Origin of the sequence: Streptomyces sp. WMMC1477 (assembly GCF_027460245.1) — a bacterium.
Classification (GTDB): domain Bacteria; phylum Actinomycetota; class Actinomycetes; order Streptomycetales; family Streptomycetaceae; genus Streptomyces.
Genome location: NZ_JAPZBD010000003.1, coordinates 3,955,785 through 3,980,645, shown reverse-complemented (window position 1 = coordinate 3,980,645; position 24,861 = coordinate 3,955,785). Strand labels below are relative to the sequence as shown.

The 24,861-nt window shown below is 73.1% G+C and carries 24 protein-coding genes and 1 pseudogene; 8 read left to right on the top strand and 17 right to left on the bottom strand.

Going from position 1 to position 24,861, the window contains the following annotated elements; translation table 11 throughout:
* Window positions 1-88: 88 nt before the first annotated feature.
* Complete coding sequence (locus O7609_RS17930) at window positions 89-952, bottom strand: anti-sigma factor family protein (RefSeq protein WP_269735978.1); 864 nt, start codon at window positions 950-952, stop codon at window positions 89-91.
* Window positions 949-1,725: an RNA polymerase sigma factor SigE gene (sigE, locus tag O7609_RS17925; RefSeq protein WP_269735979.1), complete on the bottom strand. Its 777-nt coding sequence runs from the start codon at window positions 1,723-1,725 to the stop codon at window positions 949-951. The genes O7609_RS17930 and sigE overlap by 4 nt, the downstream gene beginning before the upstream one ends.
* A 172-nt stretch (window positions 1,726-1,897) precedes the next feature.
* Here sigE and O7609_RS17920 point away from each other — a divergent pair, with 172 nt between their 5' ends.
* On the top strand, window positions 1,898-2,530 hold the full coding sequence (locus O7609_RS17920; RefSeq protein ID WP_443072154.1) for an O-methyltransferase: 633 nt from the start codon (window positions 1,898-1,900) through the stop codon (window positions 2,528-2,530).
* Window positions 2,531-2,646: 116 nt separating this feature from the next.
* On the opposite strand, the gene O7609_RS17915 is transcribed toward O7609_RS17920, so the two are convergent.
* Window positions 2,647-2,814: a DUF3117 domain-containing protein gene (locus tag O7609_RS17915; RefSeq protein ID WP_191210935.1), complete on the bottom strand. Its 168-nt coding sequence runs from the start codon at window positions 2,812-2,814 to the stop codon at window positions 2,647-2,649.
* A 277-nt stretch (window positions 2,815-3,091) separates the two neighbouring features.
* Here O7609_RS17915 and O7609_RS17910 point away from each other — a divergent pair, with 277 nt between their 5' ends.
* Window positions 3,092-3,880 (top strand): enoyl-CoA hydratase-related protein, encoded by a 789-nt coding sequence (locus tag O7609_RS17910; protein ID WP_269735981.1) that lies wholly within the window; start codon window positions 3,092-3,094, stop codon window positions 3,878-3,880.
* 82 nt (window positions 3,881-3,962) lie between these two features.
* Here the strand turns inward: O7609_RS17910 and O7609_RS17905 are convergent, their stop codons facing one another.
* A complete protein-coding gene (locus O7609_RS17905) occupies window positions 3,963-4,538 on the bottom strand; it encodes a DNA-3-methyladenine glycosylase I (protein ID WP_269735982.1) in 576 nt (191 codons plus the stop codon).
* On the bottom strand, window positions 4,535-4,999 hold the full coding sequence (locus tag O7609_RS17900; RefSeq protein ID WP_269735983.1) for a DivIVA domain-containing protein: 465 nt from the start codon (window positions 4,997-4,999) through the stop codon (window positions 4,535-4,537). Before O7609_RS17900 ends, O7609_RS17905 begins: the two co-directional genes overlap by 4 nt.
* A gap of 239 nt (window positions 5,000-5,238) precedes the next feature.
* Between O7609_RS17900 and folP the strand changes: the two genes are divergently transcribed.
* The gene (gene folP, locus O7609_RS17895; RefSeq protein ID WP_269735984.1) at window positions 5,239-6,099 is read left to right on the top strand and encodes a dihydropteroate synthase; all 861 of its coding nucleotides are present in this window, start codon (window positions 5,239-5,241) and stop codon (window positions 6,097-6,099) included.
* A 48-nt stretch (window positions 6,100-6,147) separates the two neighbouring features.
* Here folP and O7609_RS17890 read toward each other — a convergent pair whose 3' ends face one another.
* Window positions 6,148-6,933, bottom strand: a complete 786-nt coding sequence (locus tag O7609_RS17890; protein WP_269735985.1) for a TIGR00730 family Rossman fold protein — start codon at window positions 6,931-6,933, stop codon at window positions 6,148-6,150.
* A 98-nt stretch (window positions 6,934-7,031) separates the two neighbouring features.
* Window positions 7,032-8,108 carry a succinyl-diaminopimelate desuccinylase gene (gene dapE / locus O7609_RS17885; protein WP_269735986.1) on the bottom strand — a complete coding sequence of 359 codons (1,077 nt, stop codon included), beginning with the start codon at window positions 8,106-8,108 and terminating at the stop codon, window positions 7,032-7,034.
* Window positions 8,109-8,165: 57 nt separating this feature from the next.
* Between dapE and O7609_RS17880 the strand changes: the two genes are divergently transcribed.
* Together O7609_RS17880 and O7609_RS17875 are read left to right on the top strand one after the other, a co-directional pair.
* Complete coding sequence (locus O7609_RS17880; protein ID WP_269735987.1) at window positions 8,166-9,080, top strand: heavy metal transporter; 915 nt, start codon at window positions 8,166-8,168, stop codon at window positions 9,078-9,080.
* A 323-nt stretch (window positions 9,081-9,403) separates the two neighbouring features.
* Window positions 9,404-9,844, top strand: a complete 441-nt coding sequence (locus tag O7609_RS17875) for an ATP-binding protein (RefSeq protein WP_269735988.1) — start codon at window positions 9,404-9,406, stop codon at window positions 9,842-9,844.
* A gap of 117 nt (window positions 9,845-9,961) precedes the next feature.
* Here the strand turns inward: O7609_RS17875 and dapC are convergent, their stop codons facing one another.
* Both dapC and fdxA read right to left on the bottom strand, forming a co-directional pair.
* A complete protein-coding gene (dapC, locus tag O7609_RS17870) occupies window positions 9,962-11,059 on the bottom strand; it encodes a succinyldiaminopimelate transaminase (RefSeq protein ID WP_269735989.1) in 1,098 nt (365 codons plus the stop codon).
* A gap of 181 nt (window positions 11,060-11,240) precedes the next feature.
* Window positions 11,241-11,567, bottom strand: a complete 327-nt coding sequence (gene fdxA / locus O7609_RS17865) for a ferredoxin (RefSeq protein WP_269735990.1) — start codon at window positions 11,565-11,567, stop codon at window positions 11,241-11,243.
* Window positions 11,568-11,680: 113 nt separating this feature from the next.
* Between fdxA and O7609_RS17860 the strand changes: the two genes are divergently transcribed.
* Both O7609_RS17860 and O7609_RS17855 read left to right on the top strand, forming a co-directional pair.
* Window positions 11,681-12,694 (top strand): GNAT family N-acetyltransferase, encoded by a 1,014-nt coding sequence (locus O7609_RS17860; RefSeq protein ID WP_269735991.1) that lies wholly within the window; start codon window positions 11,681-11,683, stop codon window positions 12,692-12,694.
* Window positions 12,695-12,707: 13 nt separating this feature from the next.
* Window positions 12,708-13,595, top strand: coding sequence for a transglutaminase-like domain-containing protein (locus O7609_RS17855; RefSeq protein ID WP_269735992.1), 888 nt, complete (start codon window positions 12,708-12,710; stop codon window positions 13,593-13,595).
* Window positions 13,596-13,640: 45 nt separating this feature from the next.
* Here O7609_RS17855 and O7609_RS17850 read toward each other — a convergent pair whose 3' ends face one another.
* The 4 genes from O7609_RS17850 to O7609_RS17835 all read right to left on the bottom strand — a co-directional run bounded on the left by O7609_RS17850 (window position 13,641) and on the right by O7609_RS17835 (window position 16,983).
* A complete protein-coding gene (locus O7609_RS17850) occupies window positions 13,641-15,425 on the bottom strand; it encodes a hypothetical protein (protein WP_269735993.1) in 1,785 nt (594 codons plus the stop codon).
* 78 nt (window positions 15,426-15,503) lie between these two features.
* The gene (locus O7609_RS17845; protein WP_269735994.1) at window positions 15,504-15,887 is read right to left on the bottom strand and encodes a DUF6113 family protein; all 384 of its coding nucleotides are present in this window, start codon (window positions 15,885-15,887) and stop codon (window positions 15,504-15,506) included.
* Window positions 15,884-16,765 carry an N-acetyl-1-D-myo-inositol-2-amino-2-deoxy-alpha-D-glucopyranoside deacetylase gene (mshB, locus tag O7609_RS17840; protein WP_269735995.1) on the bottom strand — a complete coding sequence of 294 codons (882 nt, stop codon included), beginning with the start codon at window positions 16,763-16,765 and terminating at the stop codon, window positions 15,884-15,886. The genes O7609_RS17845 and mshB overlap by 4 nt, the downstream gene beginning before the upstream one ends.
* Window positions 16,766-16,788: 23 nt before the next feature.
* Window positions 16,789-16,983 (bottom strand): hypothetical protein, encoded by a 195-nt coding sequence (locus tag O7609_RS17835; RefSeq protein ID WP_219092901.1) that lies wholly within the window; start codon window positions 16,981-16,983, stop codon window positions 16,789-16,791.
* 445 nt (window positions 16,984-17,428) lie between these two features.
* Between O7609_RS17835 and O7609_RS17830 the strand changes: the two genes are divergently transcribed.
* The gene (locus tag O7609_RS17830; RefSeq protein ID WP_269735996.1) at window positions 17,429-19,603 is read left to right on the top strand and encodes a S9 family peptidase; all 2,175 of its coding nucleotides are present in this window, start codon (window positions 17,429-17,431) and stop codon (window positions 19,601-19,603) included.
* 91 nt (window positions 19,604-19,694) lie between these two features.
* On the opposite strand, the pseudogene O7609_RS17825 reads toward O7609_RS17830, so the two are convergent.
* From O7609_RS17825 to O7609_RS17810, 4 genes and pseudogenes are all read right to left on the bottom strand, one after another.
* Window positions 19,695-20,805 (bottom strand): annotated as a pseudogene (locus O7609_RS17825) (ABC transporter ATP-binding protein).
* Window positions 20,806-20,817: 12 nt separating this feature from the next.
* On the bottom strand, window positions 20,818-21,879 hold the full coding sequence (locus O7609_RS17820; protein ID WP_269735997.1) for an ABC transporter ATP-binding protein: 1,062 nt from the start codon (window positions 21,877-21,879) through the stop codon (window positions 20,818-20,820).
* Window positions 21,880-21,891: 12 nt separating this feature from the next.
* Complete coding sequence (locus O7609_RS17815) at window positions 21,892-22,869, bottom strand: ABC transporter permease (RefSeq protein WP_269735998.1); 978 nt, start codon at window positions 22,867-22,869, stop codon at window positions 21,892-21,894.
* A 119-nt stretch (window positions 22,870-22,988) separates the two neighbouring features.
* A complete protein-coding gene (locus O7609_RS17810) occupies window positions 22,989-24,788 on the bottom strand; it encodes an ABC transporter substrate-binding protein (protein WP_269735999.1) in 1,800 nt (599 codons plus the stop codon).
* Between the last annotated feature and the right edge of the window lie 73 nt (window positions 24,789-24,861).

Below are 24,861 nucleotides of genomic sequence, written 5' to 3'. Positions count from 1 at the left end.
GCTCGACCCCGACGGGCCGGAAATCCTACAAGATCAGACGCCCCCGGCCGGGCGCGCCCACGCGAGCGTGCCCGGCCGGGGACCGCCGTCAACGCCCGGAGACCGCCAGGGGCGCCGTACCGGGTACGGGCACGGGCACGGGACGCTCCAGGTGCGGTGCGCGCAACGACGGCGGCGGCATGGCGACGTAGGGGACGCCGGGCGCGTGCACCCACGGCGACTCCGGCTCCGGGGAGCGGGCGGGCAGGCCGCTGCTGCGCACGGTGGGCGCGGGCCGCGGTGCCGCCGCCGCGGCGGAGGGCTCGCTGGAGGCCGCCAGGCCCCGGAAGCCCTGCCGGATGGGCGTGACGGCCTGGCCCGCCTCCTCGTTGCGGCGTTCCGCCGGGCGCTCCACGGCGGACGTCGGCCGCGGCGGCGCCGTTCCGGTGCCATTGGACGAGGCGGTGGGCCCGCCGGAGGGCCCGGACGAGGCGAAGACGCCGCTCAGGGCCACAGCTGCCAGCGAGAAGGCCCCCGCGGCGGCGAACGCGAACCGGCGACGCCCACGGCCGGCCGAGCCCCGAGCGGGCTGGACGGGCCGGTGCACGGGGAAGCCGCCCCGCGGGTCGAGCAGCGAGGCGGCGTTGCTCCCTCCGGGCAGGAGGGAGAGGGAGGGGGAGGCCCCCCGCGCCCCGCCGGGGGGCGGGGGGTCGTCGTCGGCTTCGCTCTCCACGCTGACGGGCAGCCCCTGGAGACGGGCCAGCAGCCCGGCGGAGGGCGGCGGCGGAGCCGTCTCCGCGAACACGCTCTTCAGCTGCCGCTGGGCGTCGGCCTCGGACTTGCAGCCGTGGCACGTGGCCAGGTGCGCGAGGACCCGCTCCCGGGCGTCGTGCCCCAGCTCGCCGTCGACGAGCGCCGCCAAGCTGTCCCCGAGGTGCTGTTCGGCCCGCGTGGGCCCGGGGGTTTCGCTCATCCGGCGCCCCCCTCCGCCCCGACGGGGACCGCGGCCACGCGGCGGGCGCCACGCCGCGTGGGCGAGCGGTGGTTCAGGGCCTTGCGCAGGTGGGAGCGGCCCCGGTGGATGCGGCTGCGTACGGTGCCGAGCTTCACACCGAGCGTCGCGGCGATCTCCTCGTAGGACAGCCCCTCGATGTCGCACAGGACGACGGCGGCGCGGAACTCGGGTGCCAGCGTGTCGAGCGCGTGCTGCACGTCCGCGTCGAAGTGGGTGTCGTTGAAGTGCTGCTGGGGTGAGGGCTCCCGGCTGGGGAGGCGCTCGGCGGCGTCGTCCGCCAGGGCGTCGAAGCGGATGCGCTGCTTGCGCCGCACCATGTCCAGGAACAGGTTGGTCGTGATGCGGTGCAGCCAGCCCTCGAAGGTGCCCGGGGTGTACGTCGACAGCGAGCGGAAGACGCGGACGAAGACCTCCTGCGTCAGGTCCTCCGCGTCGTGCTGGTTGCCGGTGAGGCGGTAGGCGAGGCGGTACACCCGTGCACTGTGGGTGCTGACGATCTCCTCCCAGGAAGGGGGAGCCCATGCCTGGCTGTCCGCGTCGGTGGCGAACGTGGCCCGGGCGGCGGGCGCCGCGGCCGGTGCGGAGTCGGGAGCCTGGCGGTGGTCAGCGGTGTCGGTCACGGATGGTGGCTCGGCGGCGGACCGTCGGAAGTACCGCAGCACCCCGCGGTCACCGCGATGAGCCGCACCTCCCCTTGTGGCTCTGGTGGTGTCCAGTGGAGCCCCTACCATAGCCACCTCGCCCGTTAGCTCCGGATAAACATCGTCGCCCGGCCCATCGCGCCGGCGCTCCCTGTCATCCCCCTCAACGAGTGGTCCCATCAGCGGGTTCCCGGAGCAACGGATACAGTCGCCGTTGGGTGATTCACGGGGACAGGAGACGGCAATTACCGGCAACCGGCTGATGAGCTGGGCGTTCGCCGATGCGTATGGCGGTGAGCCCGCCGACAGCACGGTGCACGTCGCGCTGTCCTGGGCCCGGGACCGGGCCGAGGACGCCGGGCTGCGGCCGGTATCCGACGGTACGGGCGCGGCGCTGCGGCTGCTGGCGGCCGCGACCGACGCCAAGGCGGTCGCGGAGATCGGTACCGGAACCGGCGTCTCCGGCATCCACCTGCTGCACGGCATGCGGCCCGACGGCGTGCTGACGACGGTCGACATCGAGCCGGAGCGACAGCAGTTCGCGCGCGAGGCGTTCCGCGCGGCGGGCTTCGCGGGGAACCGGGCGCGCTTCATCCCCGGGCGGGCCCTGGACGTCCTGCCCCGGCTGGCGGACGGCGGCTACGACCTCGTCTTCTGCGACGGCGACCGCACCGAGTACCCCCGGTATCTGGACGAATCGTTGCGGCTACTGCGGCACGGCGGGCTGATCTGCTTCGAGGGCGTCTTCGCCGACGGCCGCACCGTCGACTCCGGCGCTCAGCCGCGGGAGGTGCTGGCCGTGCGGGAGCTGCTCCGCGACGTGCGGGACAGCGGTGCCCTGCTGCCCTCGCTGCTTCCGGTGGGCGACGGCCTCCTGTGCGCCGTGCGCCGCTGAGCCGCCGCACCCGCGACGGCCGGGCCCCAGGCGAAGGCCACACGAAGGCCGCCGCCCCCTGCCACGCGGCGGCGCGGCAGGGGGCGGCGGAAGATCAAGCGGTGCCGGAGCCGAGGTCAGTCGCAGACCTTCTTCAGTTCCTCGCCGAGAGCGACCGCTTCGTCCGGGGTCAGTTCGACGACGAGTCGCCCACCGCCCTCGAGCGGAACGCGCATGATGATGCCCCGCCCCTCCTTGGTCACCTCGAGCGGGCCATCGCCCGTCCGCGGCTTCATGGCCGCCATGCTCGTTCCCCTTCCTGAAACCAGCTCATCGTCAGCCGACGGCCCGGCATAGGCACGTGTCACCGGCATCGAACACATTGCTTCCCAGCCATTATCCCGCATCTCAGGACCCGATGACCAACATCGGTGAACAACTCCTCGGCATCGCCGCAGCGCAAAACCCCCCAATGTGGCCATCACTCCGCAATCCCGCGTGCATGACCCCGGTGGCCGGTTTGACGCAGGTCACACCCGAGTCCGTATATCGGAGCCGGATGATCTCCGCCATGCTGTGCGCATGGCCGACACCGTGCTCTATGACATGTCCGAGGGTCTCGCGACGATCACCCTGAACCGCCCCGACGCGATGAACGCCCTCGATACCGAACTGAAGAACGCCCTGCGGGACGCCCTGCGCCAGGCCGCGGACGACGCCGGCGTACGGGCGGTCCTGCTCACCGGCGAGGGCCGGGCCTTCTGCGTGGGCCAGGACCTCAAGGAGCACGTGAGCGCGCTCGACGAGCACGGCGGCGAGGCGCTCACCACCGTCGAGGAGCACTACAACCCGATCACCCTGGCGATCGCGTCCATGCCGAAGCCGGTGGTCGTGGCCGTCAACGGCGTGGCCGCGGGCGCCGGAGCCGGATTCGCCTTCGCCGGCGACTACCGGATGCTCGCCGACACCGCGGCCTTCAACACCTCCTTCGCCGGGGTCGCGCTCTCCACCGACTCGGGCATGGCCTGGACGCTGCCCCGACTCGTGGGCCCCGGCCGCGCGACCGAGCTGCTCCTCTTCCCCCGGACCGTGAAGGCCGACGAGGCGCTGGAGCTGGGTCTCGCCCACCGCGTCGTCCCGGCGGACGAGCTCGCCGCCGAGGCCACGTCCGTCGCCCGCCGGCTGGCGGACGGCCCCACCCTCGCCTACGCGGCGATGAAGGAGGCCATGGCCTTCGGGGCGGCGCACTCGCTGGCCGACACCCTCGACAAGGAGGCGGAGCTCCAGCTCCGGGCCGGGGGCTCCGCGGACCACCGCATCGCCGTCGACGCGTTCGTGAACAAGGAGCGGCCGCGCTTCACGGGCCGCTGATCTCCCCGTCCGGGCGAGCCGGGTGACGGCCCCGCCCGAACGCCGGCTGGCGGCCCCGCCCGAGCCGCCCCGTCGGGCTGCCTCAGCCCTCCCGGCGGAAGGCGCAGTCCCGAAGGTGGTCGTCGACGAGGCCGCAGGCCTGCATGGCCGCGTACGCCGTCGTCGGGCCGACGAAGCGCAGGCCGCGCCGCTTGAGCTCCCTGGCCAGCGCCGTGGACTCCGACGTGCTGGCCGGGACGTCGGCGAGCGTGGCCGGGGCGGGGCGGGGCGCGGGGGCGAAGGACCACAGGAGCGTGTCCAGCTCACCGGGCGCCCAGCCGGCCAGCACCCGGGCGTTGGCCAGCGTGGCGTCGATCTTGGCGCGGTTGCGGATGATGCCGGCGTCGGCGAGCAGCCGCTCCCGGTCGGCCTCGGTGAACCGGGCCACCTCGGCGATCCGGAACCCGGCGAAGGCCTTGCGGAAGCCCTCCCGGCGGCGCAGGATCGTCAGCCAGGAAAGCCCTGACTGGAAGGCCTCCAGACACAGCCGCTCGAACAGGGCGTCGTCCCCGCGCACCGGGCGGCCCCACTCCTCGTCGTGGTAGGCCGTGTAGTCCTCCGGCCTCGCGCCCCACGGGCAGCGCGGCCGGCCGTCCGGCCCGGCGATCGCGTCCGTCATCGGCCCTCCCCCTCGTCCCTCTCGTCGCCCGGGGCCCCCGCCTCCCGGCCGAGGCCCGCCTCCGATTCCGCATCCGGCCCGCCGAGCCCGTCCGGCCCGCCGGGGCCGCCGGGGCCGCCGAACAGCTCCGGGCCGCTGAGCGCGGTGGCGTGGGAGCCGGCCAGCGCGGACTCCAGCTCGGCGATCCGCGCGTCCCGCTCGGCCAGCTCGGCCCCGAGGCGGTCCAGGACGTCGTCCACCTCGGCCATGCGATAACCGCGCACCGCGAGTGGCAGCCGCAGCCCCGTCACGTCCGCCCGGGCCAGCGGGCGGTCGTGGGGCAGCAGCACGGGCGGCCGGTCCGGGGCCGGGTCCGTGAGCCCGCCGCGGACCGTGTGCCCCGTGCCGTCCGCGCCGCCGACGACGGCGAGGGTGACCGAACCGACGACCACGAGCATGGCGAGCAGCAGAAACCAGAACACGCGATCTCCCGGACCGTCGGAAAGCCTTCGGGACCGATCGTGCCATGCCGGTGTGACAGCCCGGGCCCGGCCGGGAGGTCCCGGCCGGGAGGTCCCGGCCGGGCGCTTCCCCGCGTGACCTGCCCCCAGCGGTCGGCCGGAGGCGGCGTCGGGCCGCGCCGCCGTGGCCTAGGGTCTGGGTGGACGTCGGTGATCGGGGAAGCCCCGCTGGTCGGGAGAGTTCGGAAAGGGGAGGCCGGATGCTGCGGCTGGGACGGCGGGAGTTCGGGGAGCACGAACCGGTGATCATGGCGATCGTCAACCGGACGCCCGACTCGTTCTACGACCAGGGGGCCACCTTCCGCGACGAACCGGCCCTGGCCCGCGTGGAACAGGCCGTGGCCGAGGGTGCCGCCATCGTGGACATCGGCGGGGTCAAGGCCGGGCCGGGCGAGGAGGTCGGGGTCGAGGAGGAGATCCGGCGCACGGCCTCCTTCGTCGCCGAGGTCCGCAGGCGGTATCCGGACGTGGTGATCAGCGTGGACACCTGGCGCCACGAGGTGGGCGAGGCCGTGTGCGAGGCGGGGGCCGACCTCCTGAACGACGCCTGGGGCGGCGTGGACCCGGCTCTGGCCGAGGTCGCCGCCCGCCACGGCGCGGGGCTGGTGTGCACGCACGCGGGCGGGGCCCGGCCGCGGACCCGGCCGCACCGGGTCGCCTACGGGGACGTGATGGCCGACATCCTCCGCACCACGGTGGGCCTCGCCGAGCGGGCCGTCTCGCTCGGCGTCCCCCGGGAGGGCGTCCTCATCGACCCGGGCCACGACTTCGGGAAGAACACCCGGCACTCGCTGGAGGCCACCCGGCGGCTGGACGAGATGACGGCGACGGGCTGGCCGGTCCTGGTGTCGCTGTCCAACAAGGACTTCGTGGGCGAGACGCTGGACCGGCCGGTGAAGGAGCGGCTCCTCGGCACGCTGGCCACGACGGCGGTCTCAGCGTGGCTCGGCGCCCGGGTGTACCGCGTGCACGAGGTGGCGGAGACGCGGCAGGTGCTGGACATGGTGGCCGCCATCGCCGGACACCGTCAGCCCGCCGTGGCCCGCCGCGGCCTGGCGTGACGTCCCCGGGCCCGACGGCCCGCCCCGGCGCGGCCGGCTCCCCCGTGGCTACTGGGTGACGAGGGTGACGACTTCCTCGACGTCGTCCGTCAGGTGGATCAGGTCGAGGTCACCGGCCGAGACCTTGCCCTCGCCGACGACGCGCTCACGCAGCCAGCCGAGCAGGCCCTCCCAGTAGGCCGAGCCGTACAGCACGATCGGGAAGCGCGTCACCTTGCGCGTCTGCACGAGGGTGAGGGCCTCGAACAGCTCGTCCAGCGTGCCCATGCCGCCGGGCAGGACGACGAAGCCCTGGGAGTACTTGACGAAGCAGGTCTTGCGGACGAAGAAGTACCGGAAGTTGACACCGAGGTCCACGTACGGGTTGAGGCCCTGCTCGAAGGGCAGCTCGATGCCGAGGCCGACGGAGGTGCCGCCCGCCTCGGAGGCGCCGCGGTTGGCCGCCTCCATCGCACCCGGGCCGCCGCCGGTGATCACCGCGTAGCCGGCCTGGGCCAGGGCCCGGCCGATGGCATGACCGGCGGCGTACTCGGGCGAGCCCTCGTGCGTGCGGGCGGAGCCGAAGACGCTGATGCCGGGACCGATCTCGGCCAACGCGCCGAAGCCCTCCACGAACTCCGACTGGATCCGCAGGACCCGCCAGGAGTCGCGGTGGATGAAGTCGGTGGGCCCGGCCGATTCCAGGAGCCGCTGGTCCGTCGTCCCGGTGAGCGTCTGCCCACGCCGGCGCACCACGGCGCCGAGGTGCTGCTCGCGGGCTTCGGGGCGCCCGTTCAACCGTCGCTGCCCCTGTTCGCCGGGCTGCGGGCCGCGCTCCTCCGCCGCTTCAGTCATGTCGTGCTCCCTCCGGGTGTGCTCGGAAACGTCAGAGTAGGCAGGCGCAGATGACGTGCGCCGGAATACCGGGCATACGGGTCCCCACGCGCGGGCGCTCAGGCGAGCCAGGCGCGCAGCCGCTCCTCGCAGCGCAGGATCAGGGCCTCCTCGACCCGTTCGTCGACCTTGTGGGCCAGATTGGGCTCGCCCGGGCCGTAGTTGACGGCCGGGACGCCCAGTGCGCTGAAGCGCGAGACGTCCGTCCAGCCGAACTTGGGGCGCGGGGCGCCGCCCACGGCCGCGACGAAGGCCGCGGCGGCGGGGTGGGAGAGCCCGGGGAGGGCGCCGCCGGAGTGGTCGTCGACGAGGAGTTCGGCGATGTCGCAGCCCGCGAACACCTCGCGGACGTGGGCGAGGGCCTCGTCCTCCGTGAGGTCGGGCGCGTAGCGGTAGTTGACGGTGACGGTGCACGCGTCGGGGATCACGTTGCCCGCGACCCCGCCCTCGACGGCGACGGCGTTGAGCCCCTCGCGGTACTCCAGTCCGTCGATCTCCACACGCCGCGGCTCGTAGGCGGCGAGCCGGGCGAGGATCGGGGCGGCGCGGTGGATCGCGTTGTCGCCGAGCCAGCCGCGGGCCGAGTGCGCCCGGGTGCCGGCGGTGCGCAGCTTCACCCGCAGCGTGCCCTGGCAGCCGCCCTCGACCTGGCCGCCGGACGGTTCGAGGAGGACGGCGAAGTCCCCCGCGAGCCAGCCGGGATGGGCCTCGGCGACGTGTCCGAGGCCGTTGAGGTGGGCGGCGACCTCCTCGTTGTCGTAGAAGACGAAGGTGAGGTCCCGGTTGGGTTCGGGCACGGTCGCGGCGATCCTGAGCTGGACGGCCACGCCGGACTTCATGTCGGAGGTGCCGCAGCCCCACAGGAAGCCGTCCTCGTCCCTGCGGGAGGGCAGGTTGTCCGCGACGGGCACGGTGTCGATGTGCCCGGCCAGCACGACGCGTTCGGGACGGCCGAGGTGCGTGCGCGCCACGACGTTGTTGCCGTGGCGGTCGACCGTGAGGTGGCCGAGGCCGGACAGGGCCTGCTCGATCGCGTCGGCGAGCGCCTTCTCGTCCCCGCTCACGGAGGGGAAGTCGACGAGTTGCGCGGTCAGCCGCGCCGCGTCCTGGTGCAGGTCCAGCTTCGATACGGCCATGGCCCGACCCTACCGCTGCCCGGGAGCGGCGCGGATACGCCCGTTAGGCTGACGCCCATGGGCGAGGCCGGAGGGGTTCGACGACGTGAGGGCAGGCGGTGGCCGCGGACGGCCGCCGCCGCTCTGGTGCTGCTCGCCTTGGCGGGGTACGCGATCGTGCAGTACGTGTCGACGGGCGGGGGCGCGCCCCGCTGCGTCGTACGCGGCGCGGAGGGCGAGGAGTCCTTCGAGCTGGACCCGGAGATGGCGCGCAACGCGGCGACGATCTCCGCGGTGGCCACGGCCCGCGGGCTGCCCGAGCGGGCGGTGACGATAGGGCTGGCCACGGCCATGCAGGAGTCCGGGCTGCGCAACATCGACTACGGCGACCGGGATTCGGTGGGCCTCTTCCAGCAGCGGCCCTCGCAGGGCTGGGGCGACGCGGAGCAGATCATGGACCCGGTCTACGCGGCCGGGAAGTTCTACGACCACCTGGTCGAGGTGCCCGGCTACACCGAGCTGCCGCTCACGGTGGCCGCGCAGCGGGTGCAGCGCAGCGCCTACCCGGACGCGTACGCCAAGCACGAGCCGCGGGCCGGGCGGCTCACGGAGGCGCTGACCGGGAAGCGCGCGGCGGCCCTGTACTGCACGGGCATCGCCGCGACGAAGGCGGGGGACGCGGGCGCGATGCGGAGCAGGCTCCTGAAGGAGTTCGGCCCCGACGTGGCGGTCCCGGCGGACACCGGCGGTGGCCGCAGCGCCCCGGCCGGGCAGGTCGTGCTGCAGGTGCCGGAGGGTTCGCGGCGCGGCTGGGAGCTGGCGCACTGGGCGCTCGCGAACGCCGCGGAGCTCGGCGTGGAGCGGGTGGCCCACGGGGGCCGGGTGTGGGACGTGTCGGCGTCCGGTGAGGGCTGGCGGAGCTCCGACGCCTCCGGCGTCCACACGGACGAGGTCCGTATCACACTCGTCCCCGGCGCCGCCGACGCGGGCTGAGCGCCCGACGGACTCACCCGGACGGGTCAGTGACGGAGTACGAAGGCTGACGGCCGGGCGGGCTCGGCCGGGAGACGGCGTGCCGTGGGCGCGGCCCCGGCGTCAGGCGGTGATCTCCGTGGGTCGGCCGTGCCAACGGGTCGGCGCGGCAGGGGGATTGCCCGGTTTGCCCCACCCATATGATGCGACGCATTGCCAATCCTTTACCCGGGCCGACCGCAACCAAAAGCGCGGCGGAGGCGATAGGCACAGCGTCCACCGGGGCAGCCCGGCGGACCACTGAGCACGAGCCCGAAGACCATCACCTCCGTCAAAGGAGCATCATGTCCATCACGCGCCGGATCGCCCAGAGCGCACTGCTGACGGCCGCGGGCGCGGCCTCCGTCGTCGGTGCCGCCGCCGGCTCGGCCCAGGCCGTCTCGCTGCCCGGCACGCCCGACCTCGGGACGCTGAGCAACCTCGACAGCCTGGATGGCCAGGACCTCGGCGGCGGAGTCGACGGGGCGGCGCGCAACGTCACCGAGCTGGCGGGCGCGGCCGGCGGCGAGGCCGTCGAGGAGGGTGTCCCGGCCGCCGGGCGCACCGTCGGCTCTCTCGGCAGGTCGGTGCTGCCGGCCGCCGACGAGATGGCCACCGAGGGCCCGGTCGGCCGCTCCGTCACCTCCGTCGCCGAGGGCGGGCTGCCGACCGACGGCCTGCCGACCGACCAGCTCACCAGCGGGCTTCCGCTCGGCAAGGGCTCCCTGGCGGGCCTCCCCCTCTGAGCCTCCTCAAGGCTCCTGCCACATCCCGGCGAAAGGCCCGGGGGCCACGGACCTCTCCCGAGGTTCACGTGGCCCCCGGGCCTTGCCGCGTCCGGCCCGCGGCGCGGCGCGCGGGTGTCAGGGGGCGAGACGGCGGACGGCCTCGGCGACCCGCTCGTCGGTGGCGGTGAACGCCACCCGCACGAACCGTTCTCCGGCCGGCCCGTAGAACACGCCGGGGGCGACGAGGACGCCGCGCTCGGCCAGCGCCGCGACCGTGTCCCAGCAGGGCTCGTCGCGGGTTGCCCACAGGTACAGCGACGCCTCGCTGTGCTCGATACGGAAGCCGGACCGCTCCAGGGCTCCGCGCAGGGCGGCCCGGCGGGCGGCGTACCGCTCCCGCTGCTCGGCCACGTGCGCGTCGTCGCCGAGCGCCGCCACGGTGGCGGCCTGCACCGGAGCGGGCACCATCATGCCGCCGTGCTTGCGGATCTGGAGCAGCTCGCCCAGCACCGCCGCGTCCCCGGCGAGGAACGCGGCCCGGTACCCGGCGAGGTTGGAACGCTTGGAGAGCGAGTGCACGGCGACCACGCCCGCGTGCGTGTCACCGCAGACGTCGGGACGCAGGACCGAGACGGGCTCGGCCTCCCAGCCCAGCTCCAGGTAGCACTCGTCGCTCAGCACCAGCACGCCGTGTTCCCGGGCCCAGGCGACGGTCACGCGCAGCTCCTCGGCGTCCAGCACCCGTCCGGTGGGGTTGGACGGCGAGTTCAGCCACAGCAGCCGGAGCCCCTCGGGGTCGAGCTCGCGGGGGTCGTCGTAGGCGACCGGGTCGGCGCCCGCCATCCGGGCGCCGACCTCGTAGGTCGGGTAGGCGAGCCGCGGAAACGCCACCCGGTCCCCGGGCCCGAGGCCGAGCTGGACGGGCAGCCAGGCCACCAGCTCCTTGGAGCCGACGACCGGCAGCACGCCCTCGTGGCCGAGCCCGCGCGCCCCGAGCCGGCGCTCGCACCAGCCGGTGATGGCGTCCCGCAGCGCGGCCGTCCCCCACACCGTCGGGTAGCCGGGGCGGTCGCTCGCGTCGGCGAGGGCCCGCTGGATCACCCTGGGCACGGGGTCGACGGGGGTTCCGACCGACAGGTCGACGATGCCCCCGGGGTGGGCGGCGGCGGTGGCCTTGTAGGGCTCCAGGCGGTCCCAGGGGAAGACCGGCAGCCGGGACGACAGGGTGGGCACGTGCGGGTCTCTCTTTCTACGGGCGGGTACGGCACGTACCGGGGCGCCGTGCGGGCGCCCCGGTACGACGAACGCCGCGGTCCCGTACGGCGGGGCCGTACGGGACCGCGGCGTGCGGGGCGCGCCCGGGCGCGCTGGGGCACCCGTCACGCGGAGCGGGCGCCCGGGGCACCCCGTCGTGTCACTCGTCGTGTTCCTGCGGCGGCAGGGCTGCGATGACCGGGTGGTCCCGGTCGATCAGGCCGAGCTTGCTGGCGCCGCCGGGCGAACCGAGCTCGTCGAAGAACTCGACGTTCGCCTTGTAGAAGTCCTGCCACTCTTCCGGGGTGTCGTCCTCGTAGAAGATCGCCTCCACCGGGCAGACCGGCTCACAGGCCCCGCAGTCGACGCATTCGTCCGGGTGGATGTACAAGGCTCGCTTGCCCTCGTAGATGCAGTCGACGGGGCACTCCTCGATGCACGCCTTGTCCTTCAGGTCGACACAAGGCTGCGCGATGACGTAGGTCACGCTGTCGTTCCTCCTCGATAGGGCCATATCGCGCGGGAGCGCGGCGTCGTCGATGCCCGCATCTAGTATCGCCGTTCCCGGGCAGGAGACGAACAAGAGGGTCTGAGAGAGCAGTGGAATTCACCATGAGCGGACGTCTCGAAGTGCGCATTACACCAGATGACGTGGGAAAACGCGTCTCGGTGCGCAGCGTGGCGGACCCCGGGGAACGGGCGGGAACCCTGACCGACACCGTCGGTGTTCTCACTTCCTGGACAGCTGAAGTGGTACACATCACACGGCGCGACGGCGAAACCGTCCGCATTCCGGAGGGGCGGATCGTGGCGGCGAAGGTCGTGCCGGCCGCCCCCGCACGCCGTCGCGGGCTTCCGGCCGCCGGTTTCACCGAGCTGGCGCGGGCCGCCGCGCGGGGGTGGCCGCCGGTGGAGCGCACCCGGCTGGGCGACTGGGAGCTGCGCGCGTCGGGCGGCTTCACCCGCCGCGCCAACTCCGTCCTGCCCCTCGGTGACCCCGGGCTGCCACTCGACGCCGCCCTGGAGCACGTCGTCGACTGGTACGCGCGCCGCGGGCTGCCCCCCTTCATCCAGGTGTCCACGGGCGCCGAAGGCGCCGACGAGCAGCTCGCCGCCGCCCTGGACGAGCGGGGCTGGCACCGGGAGCTGTCGGCCGACGTGTGGATCGCCGGGCTCGCTCCCGCCGCCGACGCGGCGGGGCAGGCGGCCGGACCGGCCGGGGTGACGCTCGACCGCACGCCGGGCCCGGCGTGGCTGCGCCGCTACGGGCGGGCCGGGGACCCGGGGCCGGACGCCGCCAGGGTGCTGGCCGGCGGGCCCTCGGTGTGGTTCGCGACGGTTCCGGGCGAGGACGACGTCCCCGCCGCCATCGGCCGCTGCGCTGTCGACGGCCGCTGGGCCGGTTTCACCTGCGTGGAGGTGGCCCCGGAGCGCCGCCGCGAGGGCCTGGCCACCGCCGTCATGGCCGCCCTCGCGCAGCGTGCGCTCGACGAGGGCGCCTCGGCGGCCTACCTCCAGGTCGAGAGCGGCAACGCCGCCGCCCTCGCGCTCTACGACCGGCTGGGCTTCACCCGGCACCACAGCTACCACCACTACCGGGCCCCCAGGGGCTGAGGGGAGGGCCACGATGGACCCGATCGTGCGGGAGCGGTTCGCCGAGGCGGCCCGCTCCGGGCGCCCCGACCTCGCGACGCTGTGCCTCCTCGTCGACGCGGCGGCCGAGCCGGAGGCCACCGCCGCCTCCCCCGAGGCGCGCGAGAGCCTGCTGCTCTCCACGCCCGAGGGCCGGGTGGACGCCGTCGTCGACGGCGGGCAGATCGAGCTCGACCGGCTGGCCGGCGCGCTGCCCTACGTCCCCCGGCGCACGCCCGGGCAGTGGGCCCGGGACCTGGCGGAGCTGCTGGGGGCGCGGGAGGGCTTCCACGGCACCGACCGCGACTACGAGCGGCTGGAGTCCTCCCTCCTGGGCCACGTCCTGCGGCGCCGGCGGGGGCTCCCGATCCTGCTGTCGGTGGTGTGGCTGGAGGTGGCCCGCCGCGCCGGGGCACCGGTGCACGGGGTGGCGCTGCCGGGCCACTTCGTCGTCGGCTTCGGCGCCCCGGACAGCACGGAGCAGGTCCTCGCCGACCCGTTCGCCGGAGGCGAGCCACTGTCCCTCGACGACGCGGGAGCGCTGGTCGCCGGGGCGACCGGCGGGCCGCTGTCGCCGTCCATGCTGAGCCCGGCCGACCCGTTGGACATCGTGCTGCGGATCCTGGGCAACATCCGGGTCTGGGCGGCCGCCCGGCCCGAGCGCAGCGAAGTGCGGCTGTGGGCTGTGGAGTTGTCCCTCCTGCTGCCCCACCACCCGGCCCGGCTGCGGCACGAGCGGGCCCGGCTGCTGGTCGAACGCGGCGACTTCCCCGGCGGCGCCGCCGCGCTGGAGGAGTACGCCGCGCTGGTCTCCGAGGTCGAACCGGAGCGGGCGCAGGAGGTGCTCCGCGAGGCGCACGCGGCCCGGGCCAGGCTCAACTGAGCCCGCCCGGGCGCGTCGCCCCTTCCGGCACGCCCGGCGGCCGGACTACTGCGCGTTCAGCTCGATGACGCCGACCCGCTTGGCCGGGTCCGTCTCCAGCAGCGCGGTCCGCAGCGCCCCTGCCACGTCCTGCGGCGTCACCGGCGTCCGGCTGCCGTCGCCCCGGGCGACGAGGACGCCGTCGAAGAAGCCGCCGTACAGCTCCTCCAGTGCCTCCAGGTCGTAGTGGTCGACGAGCTTGCCGCTCGGGTTGGCCCGCATCGACAGGAACTTGGGCAGCGAACGCTCCGGGCTGAAGCTGATCTCCTTCGCACCCGCCCGTACCGTCACGAGCCCGGACATCGCGGGCTCGGCGAACTCCTTCAGCGCCCGGTCGAACTCGGCGTCCGTGACCTGGGGAGGCTGCTCCCCGACCGGCAGGCTGATCACCGGGTTCGTCCCGCTGGCCGCCCGCTCGCGGTAGGCCGCCTCGACGGTCTGGGCCGCCGAGGCCGCGTCCACGGCCTGCCGCGGCTCACCCTTGACGACGACGGGCTTGCCGTTCTCGAAGGTGATCATGCCGTCCTGGGACGAGCCGCCCTCGCCGCCGAGGTCCGCGAGCACGGCCCGCAGCTTCTCCTCGTCCACGGTGAACACCGGCTCCGCCGGGTGCTCGCCCCCGAAGAGGGAGCCGATGACGGACACCGGGTTGTACTCCCGCCCGGAGGCGTTGCCCACCGTCGTCTCGGTGTCGAACGAGAGCCCCGCGACGCTCGGCTTCAACTCGTGCTCGGTGCCGCCGATCTCCACGGTCAGCGGTGCCGTGGCCCGGTCGCCGATCTCCTTCTCCAGCGCGGCGACGGCCTCCTCCCGGGTCGCGCCGCCGATGTCGACGCCGAGCACCGTGGTGCCGTTGGGGATGTCGGCGTGGTTCATCAGCAGCCCGGCTCCGTAGGCGACGCCGATGACGCCCACGGCGGCGACGCCGAGCAGGGTGAGCTTCGAGCGCCCCTTCTTCGCGGGCGCCTTGGGCGCGGTCTTCGGCGCCGGCGCCTCCGCCTGCGGGGCGGGCGGCTCCAGGTCGCCGAAGGGCTCGTCCGGGGAGCCCGGCCGCTGCGGTACGGCGGGGATGCCGCCGGGCACGGTGTCGCCGGCTCCGGAGCGCGCGGCGCCGCCGGGCGGCGGAGCGCCGGGACCGGGCCGCTCGGGCTCGGGTTGTCCTCCGTACTGGGCGCCGGGCGGCGGGGCCAGCACGGAGGGCGGGCCGGGCGGCTGCGCCGACTCGTGGTCCATCCGGAACTCGGGCGGCAGCAGCGGCATCTCGCCGGTGGCGCCGGTCGTGGGCCCGGCCGGCTGACCGGGCGGGCCACCGGCCGGAGGCCGCGCCGGACCGCCCTGCGGCGCCGGACCGCCCTGCGGAGCCGGGCCGCCCGGTGCCGCCGGGGCCGCGCCGCGCGGAGGCGGGCCGCCGGGAACGCCGGTGCCGCCGGGGGGCGTCTGCGCCCCGGCCGGGCCGCGCGGGGCGGCTGAGGGGTCGTCGAGCGGTGGCGGACCCGAGGGCGGCTTGCGCGGGGCGAACCAGGAACTCGTCCCCTGGGCGCCGCCGGGCGGGCCCGCGGGGTCCCCGGCGCCCGGGCCACCGGGGCCGGGCGACGCGCCGGGAGTGCGCCGAGCGGCGTCACCCTGCTCCGGCTGCGGCTCGTCCTCGTTCACCGGCGTGCGCATGACCACCGGCGGAATGGGCCGGGACCCGGGGATGTTGATGCGGATACGCGTGGTCAGCGTGGTTTCGGTCTTCGGTTCGTCCGGTTCGTTGCCCGCCGGATACGAACTGTCAGTTTCACGACTCAAAACAGGATCTCCCGGTTGGGTGCGCCGCACTCATCGGTGGGGAAGGTGGAGCGAGTACGGCTCGCCGGCGGCACTACCTTACTGGGGGCGGCCCACGGGGTCTCCCTGACCGGTGAATCGGGATCCTCCCGGCGGCGCCACGGTGGCGCAGATCACAGCGAGGATCATCCCCCCGTAGAGGAAGACGTACGAGCCGAGCGCCGTTCCGAAGAGGAAGTCGCCCTCGGGGCGCGTCCACAGCAACAGCACCAGGACGGTGAGCGTCCAGGCGACGGCGGGCACGGCCGCGCCCGCCCGGATGCGCAGCAGCAGCGAACCGCCGACGCAGGCGGCGGCGGTCCCCCCGAGCGCGAGCAACAGCCCACCGGGGAAGAAGGCGGTGTGGACGAGGGCTCCGGCCACCGCCACGACGATCCCCAGGACGGCGAGCGCGCCGAGGGTGAGGAGGCGCCCGGCGTTCATCCGAACACCCCCGCGAACAGGTCGTCGTGGGGCTCGGCCGGAGGGTCCTGGCCGTCGGGGAGGCGGTAACACTCGACGGTGTGCAGCGGCTGGCCGAGGTGGTTGGAGAGTGCGAACCAGGTGCCGTCCACGGTGACCTGGGTGGCGTGCGCCGCCATGGCCGCCGCCTTGGCCGCCACGTACCGGGGTCCGCCGTCGATGCGGACGGCCACCTCGGCGTCGTCCACCACCCCGGGGACGTCGGCGGGGTCGGCCGTCAGCGGGAACGGGTTGCCCGCGAACGCCTGGGGGCGGACGTCCGAGCGGGGCACGCAGTTCCAGTACGTGCGCGTGACGCGGTGCGGCCGGCCGGCCTCGGGCCGGAAGGCCGGGTCGGCGGCCAGCTCCGCGGCGCGCACGGCAACGCGGTGGGCCTGGATGTGGTCGGGGTGCCCGTAGCCTCCGTCGGGCCCGTAGGTGACGAGCACCTGCGGCCGGGTCTCCCGGATGACGTCGACGAGCAGGGCCGCCGCCTCGTCCACGGGCGCCCGCCAGAAGCACTCGGGGCGGTCGTTCTGCGGGGCGCCCATCATGCCCGAGTCCCGGTACCGTCCCGCACCGCCGAGGAACCGGTGGTCGGCGACGCCGAGTTCCCGCATGGCCACGCGCAGCTCACCGATGCGGTGCGGACCCAGCGCGTCATCCCGGTCCGGCGCCAGGTGGGCCAGCGCGGGCGGGATCACCTCGCCCTCCTCGCCCAGTGTGCACGTCACCAGCGTGACCCGGGCCCCCTCGGCCGCGTACTTGGCCATGGTGGCGCCGTTGTTGATGGACTCGTCGTCCGGGTGAGCGTGCACCAGCAGCAGCCGGCGGTCACGGGAAGGAGCGGGCTCGGTCATGTGCCGAGCCTACGTGGCCCGGCTCAGAAGTCGACGCTGCCCAGCATGTCCGCCACGCTGGTGGTGAAGTCACTGATGGTGGGGGCGATGGACGAGCTGGCCAGGTAGAAACCCAGCAGCATGCAGACCACCGCGTGGGCCGCCTTCAGCCCTGACTTCTTGATCAACAAGAAGACGATGATCGCCAGCAGCACCACCGCCGAAATCGAGAGTGCCACGGCGGTTCACCTCCAAGACTGCGTCGTTGCGCGGGTCGGACGGTCGGACTGTCATACGGTCGAACACGGTGCGACGGCTGCGAGCGCAGGGCATACCAACGGCATACCCACGCGTCCACGCCGCGCAACTGATCATAACTACCGGTGAGTCGACATGGCTCGGAGCACGGGAGCAGACGGGGGCGCACGCCCCCCACGGACGGCTTCGACGAGGACCCCGGCGCCGGACCGGGAACGCGCTCGGCACGGGCAGCGCGCGCAGCCCGCGACGTGCGCCCGTGGCACACCCTCGGCTCGGCGCCACGGCCCCTAAGCACGCCACCCTCGGCCCCCGTTCCGCCCTCACGGGCATCGTCGCGTCGTCACCGCCCGAACTACCCCGAACCCCGGGCCCGGCAAACGCCGCCGTTCCCTCAGCGGTGTACGTCACACGTAGGCTCGGATCATGCCTGCCAACACCAGCGGCCCGGCCACCGACGCCCCGGGCACCACCCGTGCGGAGAGCTTTCCGCGTCAGCACGCCAGGACCCAGCGCTTCACCCTCGGAGCGCCCCGGGCCTTCACCGTCGCACCCGACGGTTCGCGTGTCGCCTTCCTCCGTTCGGCCGACGGCGCCGAACGCGCCCAGGCGCTGTGGGTCCACGAGACGGCGGCCGACGGGACGTCGCGCGAGTACCCGGCGGCCGATCCGGCCGCGCTGCTGGGCGGCGCCGCCGAGGAGCTGTCCACCGAGGAGCGAGCGCGGCGCGAGCGCAGCCGCGAGGGCTCGGCCGGCATCGTCGGCTACGCGACGGACTCCGCCGTCGAACTGGCCGCGTTCGCGCTCTCGGGCCGGCTCTTCGTGGCCGAACTGCGCGCCGGCACCGCCCGCGAACTCCCCTCCCAGAGCCCGGTCGTGGACCCGCGCCCGTCGCCCGACGGCCGGCGCGTCGCCTACGCGTCCCGGGGCGCACTGCGCGTCGTCGGCGCCGACGGAAGCGGCGACCGGGCCCTGGCCGAGCCGGAGGCCGAGACGGTCACCTACGGCCTGGCCGAGTTCATCGCGGCCGAGGAGATGCAGCGCAGCCGCGGCTTCTGGTGGTCCCCGGACAGCCGCCGGCTGCTGGTCGCCCGGGTGGACGACGCGCCGGTGCGGCGCTGGTGGATCGCGGACCCGGCCCACCCCGGGAGCCGCCCCGCCGAGGTCGCCTACCCGGCCGCGGGCACCCCGAACGCCGACGTCACGCTGCGGCTGCTGGACGTCGAGCCGGACGCGCCCCGGCCCCTGGACGTCGACTGGGACCGGGCCGCCTTCCCGTACCTGGTCAGCGTGCACTGGTCGGCCGGCGGCCCGCCGCTGCTGCTCGTCCAGTCGCGGGACCAGCGCACCCAGCGGTACCTCACCGTGGACGTGACGAGTGGCAAGACGACGGTCCTGCGCACCGAGCAGGACCCGGCGTGGCTGGAAATCATCCCCGGCACGCCGGTGTGGGCTCCGGACGGACGGCTGGTACGGGTCGGCGACGAGACCGGCGCGCGGGCGCTGTCCGTGGGCGACACGGTCGTCAGCGACCCCGCGTTGCACGTCCGCGCCGTCCTGGACGTGGGCGAACACGACGTCCTGTTCAGCGCCTCGGCCGACACGGTCGGCCAGGTGGCGGTGTACCGGGCGGCGTCGGACGGCTCGTCCTGCGAGCGCGTGTCGGGCACGGGCGCGGCCGACACGCCGCACTTCGCCTCGGCGGTGCGCGGCGGTGACACCCTGGTCCTCGTCACCGCGGACCTGACCCGCCCCGGAGCCCGCGCCGAAGTGAACGGCCGGCTCATCCCCTCGTACGCCGAGACCCCGGTCATCGCCGCCGCGCCCACGCTGCTCCGCGCCGGCGCACGCGCCATCCCCACCGCCCTGCTGCTGCCCACCGGCCACCGGGAGGAGGACGGTCCGCTCCCCGTGCTCCTCGATCCGTACGGTGGTCCGCACGGCCAGCGGGTCGCGGCGGCCCACAACGCCCACCTGACCTCGCAGTGGTTCGCCGACCAGGGCTTCGCCGTCCTCGTCGCCGACGGCCGCGGCACCCCGGGCCACTCCCCCGCCTGGGAGAAGGCCATCTCCGGGAACATCGCCGACGTCGTCCTCCAGGACCAGGTCGACGCCCTGCACGCGCTGGCCGCCGACCACCCCCTGGACCTCACCCGGGTGGCCATCCGCGGCTGGTCCTTCGGCGGCTACCTCGCCGGGCTCGCCGCCCTGCGCCGTCCGGACGTCTTCCACGCCGCCGTCGTCGGCGCGCCGGTCACCGACCTCCGCCTGTACGACACGCACTACCAGGAGCGCTACCTCGGGCTGCCGCACGAGCGGCCCGAGGTCTACCGCGCCAACTCGCTCGTGGCCGACGACGGCCTCGTCGGAGCGCGGGAGCCGCAGCGGCCCATGATGATCGTCCACGGCCTCGCCGACGACAACGTCGTCGTCGCGCACACGCTGCGGCTCTCCTCGGCCCTGCTGGCCGCCGGCCACCCGCACGAGGTCCTGCCGCTGTCCGGCGTCACCCATATGACACCGCAGGAGGAGGTCGCCGAGAACCTCCTCCTGCTCCAGGTCGCCTTCCTCAAGCGCTCGCTGGGCATCGGCCTGGACTAGGGGGTGTCGGTACCGGCGAAACGACGACGGTGCCGCCCGACCCCCCGAGGGTCCGGCGGCACCGTCGTCGCGGTACGTCAGTGAGCCGTGCTCACTTCTCCAGTCGGGCCGGGGCCTCGTCCATGACGACGTCCTTACCGGCGGGAGGAGGCGTCCCCGGCCTCCGGGAAGTGGCAGGCCGTCAGGTGGCCTTCCTTGTTGCCGGAGATCTGGACCAGCGGCGGCTCCTCGGTCGCGCACTTGTCCTGCGCCTTCCAGCACCGGGTGCGGAACCGGCAGCCCGAGGGCGGGTTGATCGGCGAGGGGACGTCACCTTCGAGCCGGATGCGCTCGGGCCTGGTGTCGTCATCCTCGTCGTGCAGCGTCGCCTCCGGCACCGCGGAGAGCAGCGCGTGCGTGTAGGGGTGGCGCGGCGCGTTGTAGATCGAGTCGCGGTCGCCCACCTCCACGACCTTGCCGAGGTACATCACGGCCAGGCGCTCAGAGAAATGCCGGACGACGGCCAGGTCGTGGGCGATGAACACGAAGGCGATGCCCAGTTCCTTCTGGACGTCCTGGAGCAGGTTGACGACCTGCGCCTGGATGGAGACGTCCAGGGCGGAGACGGGCTCGTCGGCCACGATCAGCTTCGGCTGCAGGGCCAGGGCCCGGGCGACGCCGATGCGCTGCCGCTGACCGCCGGAGAACTCGTGCGGGAAGCGGTTGAAGTGCTCCGGGTTGAGGCCGACGATCTCCAGCAGCTCCCGCACCCGGGCCTCGCGGCCGCCGGGCGGGTTGACGCCGTTGACCTCCATCGGGCTGCTGATGATCTTGCCGACCGTCTGCCGCGGGTTCAGCGACGAGTACGGGTCCTGGAAGATCATCTGGATCTCGGACCGGACGGGCGCCAGCTGCTTGCGCCCGGCCCGGGTGATGTCCTGCCCACGGTAGGTGATCTTGCCGTCGGTCGGCTCCAGCAGGCGGGTCAGCATCCGGCCCATCGTGGACTTGCCACAGCCGGACTCGCCGACCACGCCGAAGCTCTCCCCGGGGAAGACCTCGAGGTCGACGCCGTCGACCGCCTTGACCGCACCCACCTTCCGCTTGAACGGAAAGCCCCCGTAGACGGGGAAGTGCATCTTCAGGTTCTCGGCGGTCAGCAGCGGCTCGCCCTTGGCCGATGGGGTGTCCTTCGGCTCGGTCAGGGTGAGTTCGTCACTCATGATTCGTTCTCCCTAGCCCAGCCGGGGCTTGATCTGCTCGACGAAGATGGTCTGCTTCTGCTCGGCCGTCAGGTGACACGCGGCCGCGCGCCCTTCGCCCAGGTCGGGTCGGTCGGTGGTGCAGGTGTCGCCACCCACCTCGGCGCGGAACTCACAGCGCGGGTGGAAGGCGCAGCCGGACGGCGGGTTGAGCAGCGAGGGCGGGTTGCCGGGGATCGGCGTGAGCTTCTCGTGCACGTTGCCCGACAGGCTGGGCATGGACGACAGCAGGCCCCAGGTGTAGGGGTGCCGGGGCGCCCGCAGCACCTCGGCGGCCGTACCCCGCTCCACCGCCCGGCCGCCGTACATGACCATGATGTCGTCGGCCATCTCGGCGATGACACCGAGGTCGTGGGTGATGAAGATGATGGAGGAGCCGAACTCCTGCTGCAGGTCCTTCAGGAGGTCGAGGATCTGCGCCTGGACGGTCACGTCCAGGGCCGTCGTCGGCTCGTCCGCGATGATCAGGTCCGGGTCGCAGACCAGGGCCATGGCGATCATCGCGCGCTGCCGCATACCGCCGGAGAACTGGTGCGGGTAGTCGTCCACGCGGGTCTGCGGGTGCGGGATGCCGACCTTGGTCAGCATCTCGATGGCCCTCTCCCGCGCCTCCTTCTTGCTCGCCCCCGTGTGCTTGCGGAACGGCTCCATGATCTGGCGGCCGACCGTGTAGAACGGCGACAGCGCGGTCAGCGGGTCCTGGAAGATCATGGCCATCTTGTTGCCGCGGAGGTTCTCCAGGGTCTTCTCCCTGGCTCCGGTCAGCTCCTGGCCGTCCAGGACGATCTCACCGGTGATCGTCGTGGTCTTGGGGTTGTGCAGGCCGAGGATCGTCAGGTTGGTCACCGACTTGCCGGAGCCCGACTCGCCGACGATGCCGAGGGTCTTGCCCCGCTCGACGTCGAACGAGAGACCGTCGACGGCCTTGACGATGCCGTCCTCGGTGGAGAACTGCACCCGCAGGTCGTTGACCGAGAGAAAGGCGTCCCGGCCGGTCGGGGCCGCGGCGTCCTCGGTCGTGGTCAGTGTGGTCATCGGGAAGTACTCCTAGCCCAGCCGCACGCGGGGGTCGATGTAGGCGTAAGCGGCGTCGACGACGACGTTGCACGCGAGGATGAACACCGCGCCGAGCAGCATGACGCCCATGGTCAGCGGGAGGTCGATGTTGACCACCGAGTCGACGGCGAGGCGTCCGAGGCCGGCCAGACCGAAGGTCATCTCGGTGACGACGGCTCCGCCGAGCAGCGCCGCGATGTCCATGCCCAGGATGGTCACGATCGGGACGAGGGAGCCCCGCCAGGCGTACCGGAAGAAGACGTACCCCCGGGACATGCCCTTGGCGCGCGCCGTCCGGACGTGCTCTTCCTGGAGCTGCTCGATCATGGTGGACCGCGACATACGGGTGTACTGGGCGGTGAAGATCAGCGCCATGACGACCCAGGGGATCAGCAGACCCATGAACCACCCGGTGGGATCCTCGGTGAGCGGCACGTAGCGTGGCGATTCCAGCCAGCCGGTGCTGTAGACCAACGCTCCGAGGACGATCGGGCCCAGGAAGTAGATCTGCATCGAGCTGAAGACCAGCGACAGGGAACTGAGCGACTTGTCCGTCACCGTCCCCTTCTTGGCGGCGGCAAGGAGACCGGCGCCGAGGCCGAGGGTCAGGAAGACCACGATGCCGCCGATGGTGAGGGACAGGGTCAGGGGCAGACGGTCGACCATCATGTCCCAGACCATCAGGTCCTCGGCGAAGGAGACGCCGAAGCACGGTGCGTCACAACGGCCCACGGGGAAGTCCCGGCCCATCACGATCCCACGCATGAACTCCCAGTACTGACTGGTGATGGGATCGTTGAGCCCCAGGTTCGCCCGGATGATCTCCTTGGCCTCCGTGGTGCAGTTCTTTCCACACATCAGGACCGCGGGGTCACGCGGGGCGACGAAGAAGATGAGGAAGGTGAACATGCTGATCAGGATCAGGATCACAAACGCACTGATCAGCCGTCGTGTAAGGAATCGAAGCATGGAAGTCCGCTGCTCTCGGGGTGGCGGCAGGGGGATGGGAAGGGTGGTGATCCGCGAACGGTCCCCGGGAACCCGCGCTCCGCCGCGCGCGCGTTCCCGGGGACCCGTTCAACGGGGTGTTACGACTTCAGGAAGACCCGGGTGATGTCGATGTAGCTCTTCTCGGAGCTGTAGCGGACACCGCCGACGTTCGAGCCGTGGATCTGCAGGAGCTTGGTGAAGTACAGCGGGGCGGCCGGGTTGACCTCCTCGACGATGTACTGGTGCAGCTTCTGCCACTCGGGCGTCGCCTTCTGCGGGTCGGTGATGTCGTTGATCCGCTTGATCTCGGAGTTGACGTGCTCGTCGTCGATGCGCGCGTAGTTCGACGCACCGTCGGCGATCTGGGTGCCGTCGTACAGCGGCGGGATGACGGTGGAGATGGACGGCCAGTCCTGGCCCCAGCCGGTCATGTAGATGTCGAGGCCGTTCTCGACCTTGCCGACCCGCTCGTAGTACGTGGCGCCCTCGATCTCCTTCTTCTCCACCTTGAAGCCGGCCTTCTCGAGAGCCTTCTCGATGATGATGGCCTGCTTCTGGCGGTGCGGGGAGTTCGCGTAGCCGTAGACCAGGGTCCTGCCCTCGGCGCCGGCCTCCTTCAGGAGCTGCTTGGCCTTCTCGATGTCGCCGTGCGGCTTGTCGATCTTGCCGTAGGGGTCGTAGCCCTTCTCGTAGCCGGGCAGCGTCGGGGCCAGCAGACCACCGGCCGGCTCACCGCCGTAGGTGCCGCCGTCGGGACGCAGGATGTCGCCGTTCGGCAGGGCGTGGGTGATGGCATCGCGGATCTTCTTGTCCTTGATGCGCATCATGTTCATGTTGAGCTGCCAGACGTAGGGCTGGTAGCCCTTGACCGTCCGGGCGTTGGTCTCCTCGTTGGTGATGACGCTCTTCACCTGCGAGGTGTCGACCGTGCCCGAGAACTGGATGGCGTTCTTGGCGTCACCGCGGTCGGCCGCGATCCGCTTCGACTGGTCCACCCGGTCGTGGTTGAAGGTGATGTCCCAGGCGTCGACGAACGCGTGGCGCTTCGGGTCCGTGTTCGGGTCCCAGTTCTCGTTGCGCTCGAGCTTCATGCTCTTGCCGGGGCTGAACTCGGCGATCTTGTACGGGCCGAGCGCCTTGGGGGCCTTGTCGTATTTCTCCTTCGTGTCGTCCTCGTCGGGCACGATGGAGTAGCCGGCCATGGTCAGGGCCTGGGGGAGGTCCGCACGGGGCTTGTCGAACTTGAAGATGATGGTCTTCTCGTCCGGCGTCTCCAGGACGCTGTCCGGCAGGTGCTTGCCGTCGTACGGGCCCTCGTAGGCGTCCCGGTAGGCCGTGCCGTCACCCGACAGCCACTGCTGCAGGTAGGTCGGGCCGTCGGTGATGTGCTTCGAGTAGAGGCGCTCGATCGAGTGGCGGATGTCCGCCGAGTCGATCGGGTCGCCGTCCTCGTCCTTGATGCCGTCCTTGAGCGTGAAGGTCCAGACCTTACCGCCCTCGGAGGGGGTGCCCGAGTCGGTGGCGAGGTCGCCCACGACGGAGAGCTTGCCCTCGTCGTCCTGGACGAAGGTGGTCAGGCCGCGGTGGATGAGCACCGCGAGCTGGCCCGCGTCGCTGACGTAGATCTGACCCGGGTCCAGGTGGGAGAAGTCGCTCTCCTGGAAGATCCGCATCGTCCCGCCCTCGCGGGAGCCCTCGACCGGGGCGGCCGGACCCTTGGAGGCCTCGACGTCACCGTAGGCGACCGCCTCGGACTGCGACTTGGCGTCGTCCTGGGTCTTGGACTGGTCCTTGGTCTCGGTGTCGCTGCCGCTGCTGCCGCAGCCGGTCAGGGCGAGAGAGCCCACCGCGACGGCTATCACCGCGGTCCGCGCTCTGCGCGTGGAAAAGAGCCTCATGGAGTTTCTCCACCTGCCTGGTTGTCGTGTTCGGTTGCGCTGCCTGACGGGCCCGGTCGCCCGGCGCAGGGGT

Excerpts from the sequence above, each read along its gene's own strand:
- O7609_RS17915 (WP_191210935.1), bottom strand. The coding sequence starts at position 2,814 with ATGGCGGCCATGAAGCCGCGGACGGGCGATGGCCCGCTCGAGGTGACC.
- O7609_RS17910 (WP_269735981.1), top strand. The coding sequence starts at position 3,092 with ATGGCCGACACCGTGCTCTATGACATGTCCGAGGGTCTCGCGACGATC.
- O7609_RS17920 (WP_443072154.1), top strand. The coding sequence starts at position 1,898 with ATGAGCTGGGCGTTCGCCGATGCGTATGGCGGTGAGCCCGCCGACAGC.
- O7609_RS17810 (WP_269735999.1), bottom strand. The coding sequence starts at position 24,788 with ATGAGGCTCTTTTCCACGCGCAGAGCGCGGACCGCGGTGATAGCCGTC.
- dapE (WP_269735986.1), bottom strand. The coding sequence starts at position 8,108 with ATGGCCGTATCGAAGCTGGACCTGCACCAGGACGCGGCGCGGCTGACC.
- O7609_RS17930 (WP_269735978.1), bottom strand. The coding sequence starts at position 952 with ATGAGCGAAACCCCCGGGCCCACGCGGGCCGAACAGCACCTCGGGGAC.
- folP (WP_269735984.1), top strand. The coding sequence starts at position 5,239 with ATGCTGCGGCTGGGACGGCGGGAGTTCGGGGAGCACGAACCGGTGATC.
- mshB (WP_269735995.1), bottom strand. The coding sequence starts at position 16,765 with ATGACCGAGCCCGCTCCTTCCCGTGACCGCCGGCTGCTGCTGGTGCAC.
- O7609_RS17905 (WP_269735982.1), bottom strand. The coding sequence starts at position 4,538 with ATGACGGACGCGATCGCCGGGCCGGACGGCCGGCCGCGCTGCCCGTGG.
- sigE (WP_269735979.1), bottom strand. The coding sequence starts at position 1,725 with ATGGTAGGGGCTCCACTGGACACCACCAGAGCCACAAGGGGAGGTGCG.
- O7609_RS17890 (WP_269735985.1), bottom strand. The coding sequence starts at position 6,933 with ATGACTGAAGCGGCGGAGGAGCGCGGCCCGCAGCCCGGCGAACAGGGG.
- O7609_RS17875 (WP_269735988.1), top strand. The coding sequence starts at position 9,404 with ATGTCCATCACGCGCCGGATCGCCCAGAGCGCACTGCTGACGGCCGCG.
- O7609_RS17845 (WP_269735994.1), bottom strand. The coding sequence starts at position 15,887 with ATGAACGCCGGGCGCCTCCTCACCCTCGGCGCGCTCGCCGTCCTGGGG.
- O7609_RS17820 (WP_269735997.1), bottom strand. The coding sequence starts at position 21,879 with ATGACCACACTGACCACGACCGAGGACGCCGCGGCCCCGACCGGCCGG.
- O7609_RS17855 (WP_269735992.1), top strand. The coding sequence starts at position 12,708 with ATGGACCCGATCGTGCGGGAGCGGTTCGCCGAGGCGGCCCGCTCCGGG.
- O7609_RS17880 (WP_269735987.1), top strand. The coding sequence starts at position 8,166 with ATGGGCGAGGCCGGAGGGGTTCGACGACGTGAGGGCAGGCGGTGGCCG.
- O7609_RS17815 (WP_269735998.1), bottom strand. The coding sequence starts at position 22,869 with ATGCTTCGATTCCTTACACGACGGCTGATCAGTGCGTTTGTGATCCTG.
- O7609_RS17830 (WP_269735996.1), top strand. The coding sequence starts at position 17,429 with ATGCCTGCCAACACCAGCGGCCCGGCCACCGACGCCCCGGGCACCACC.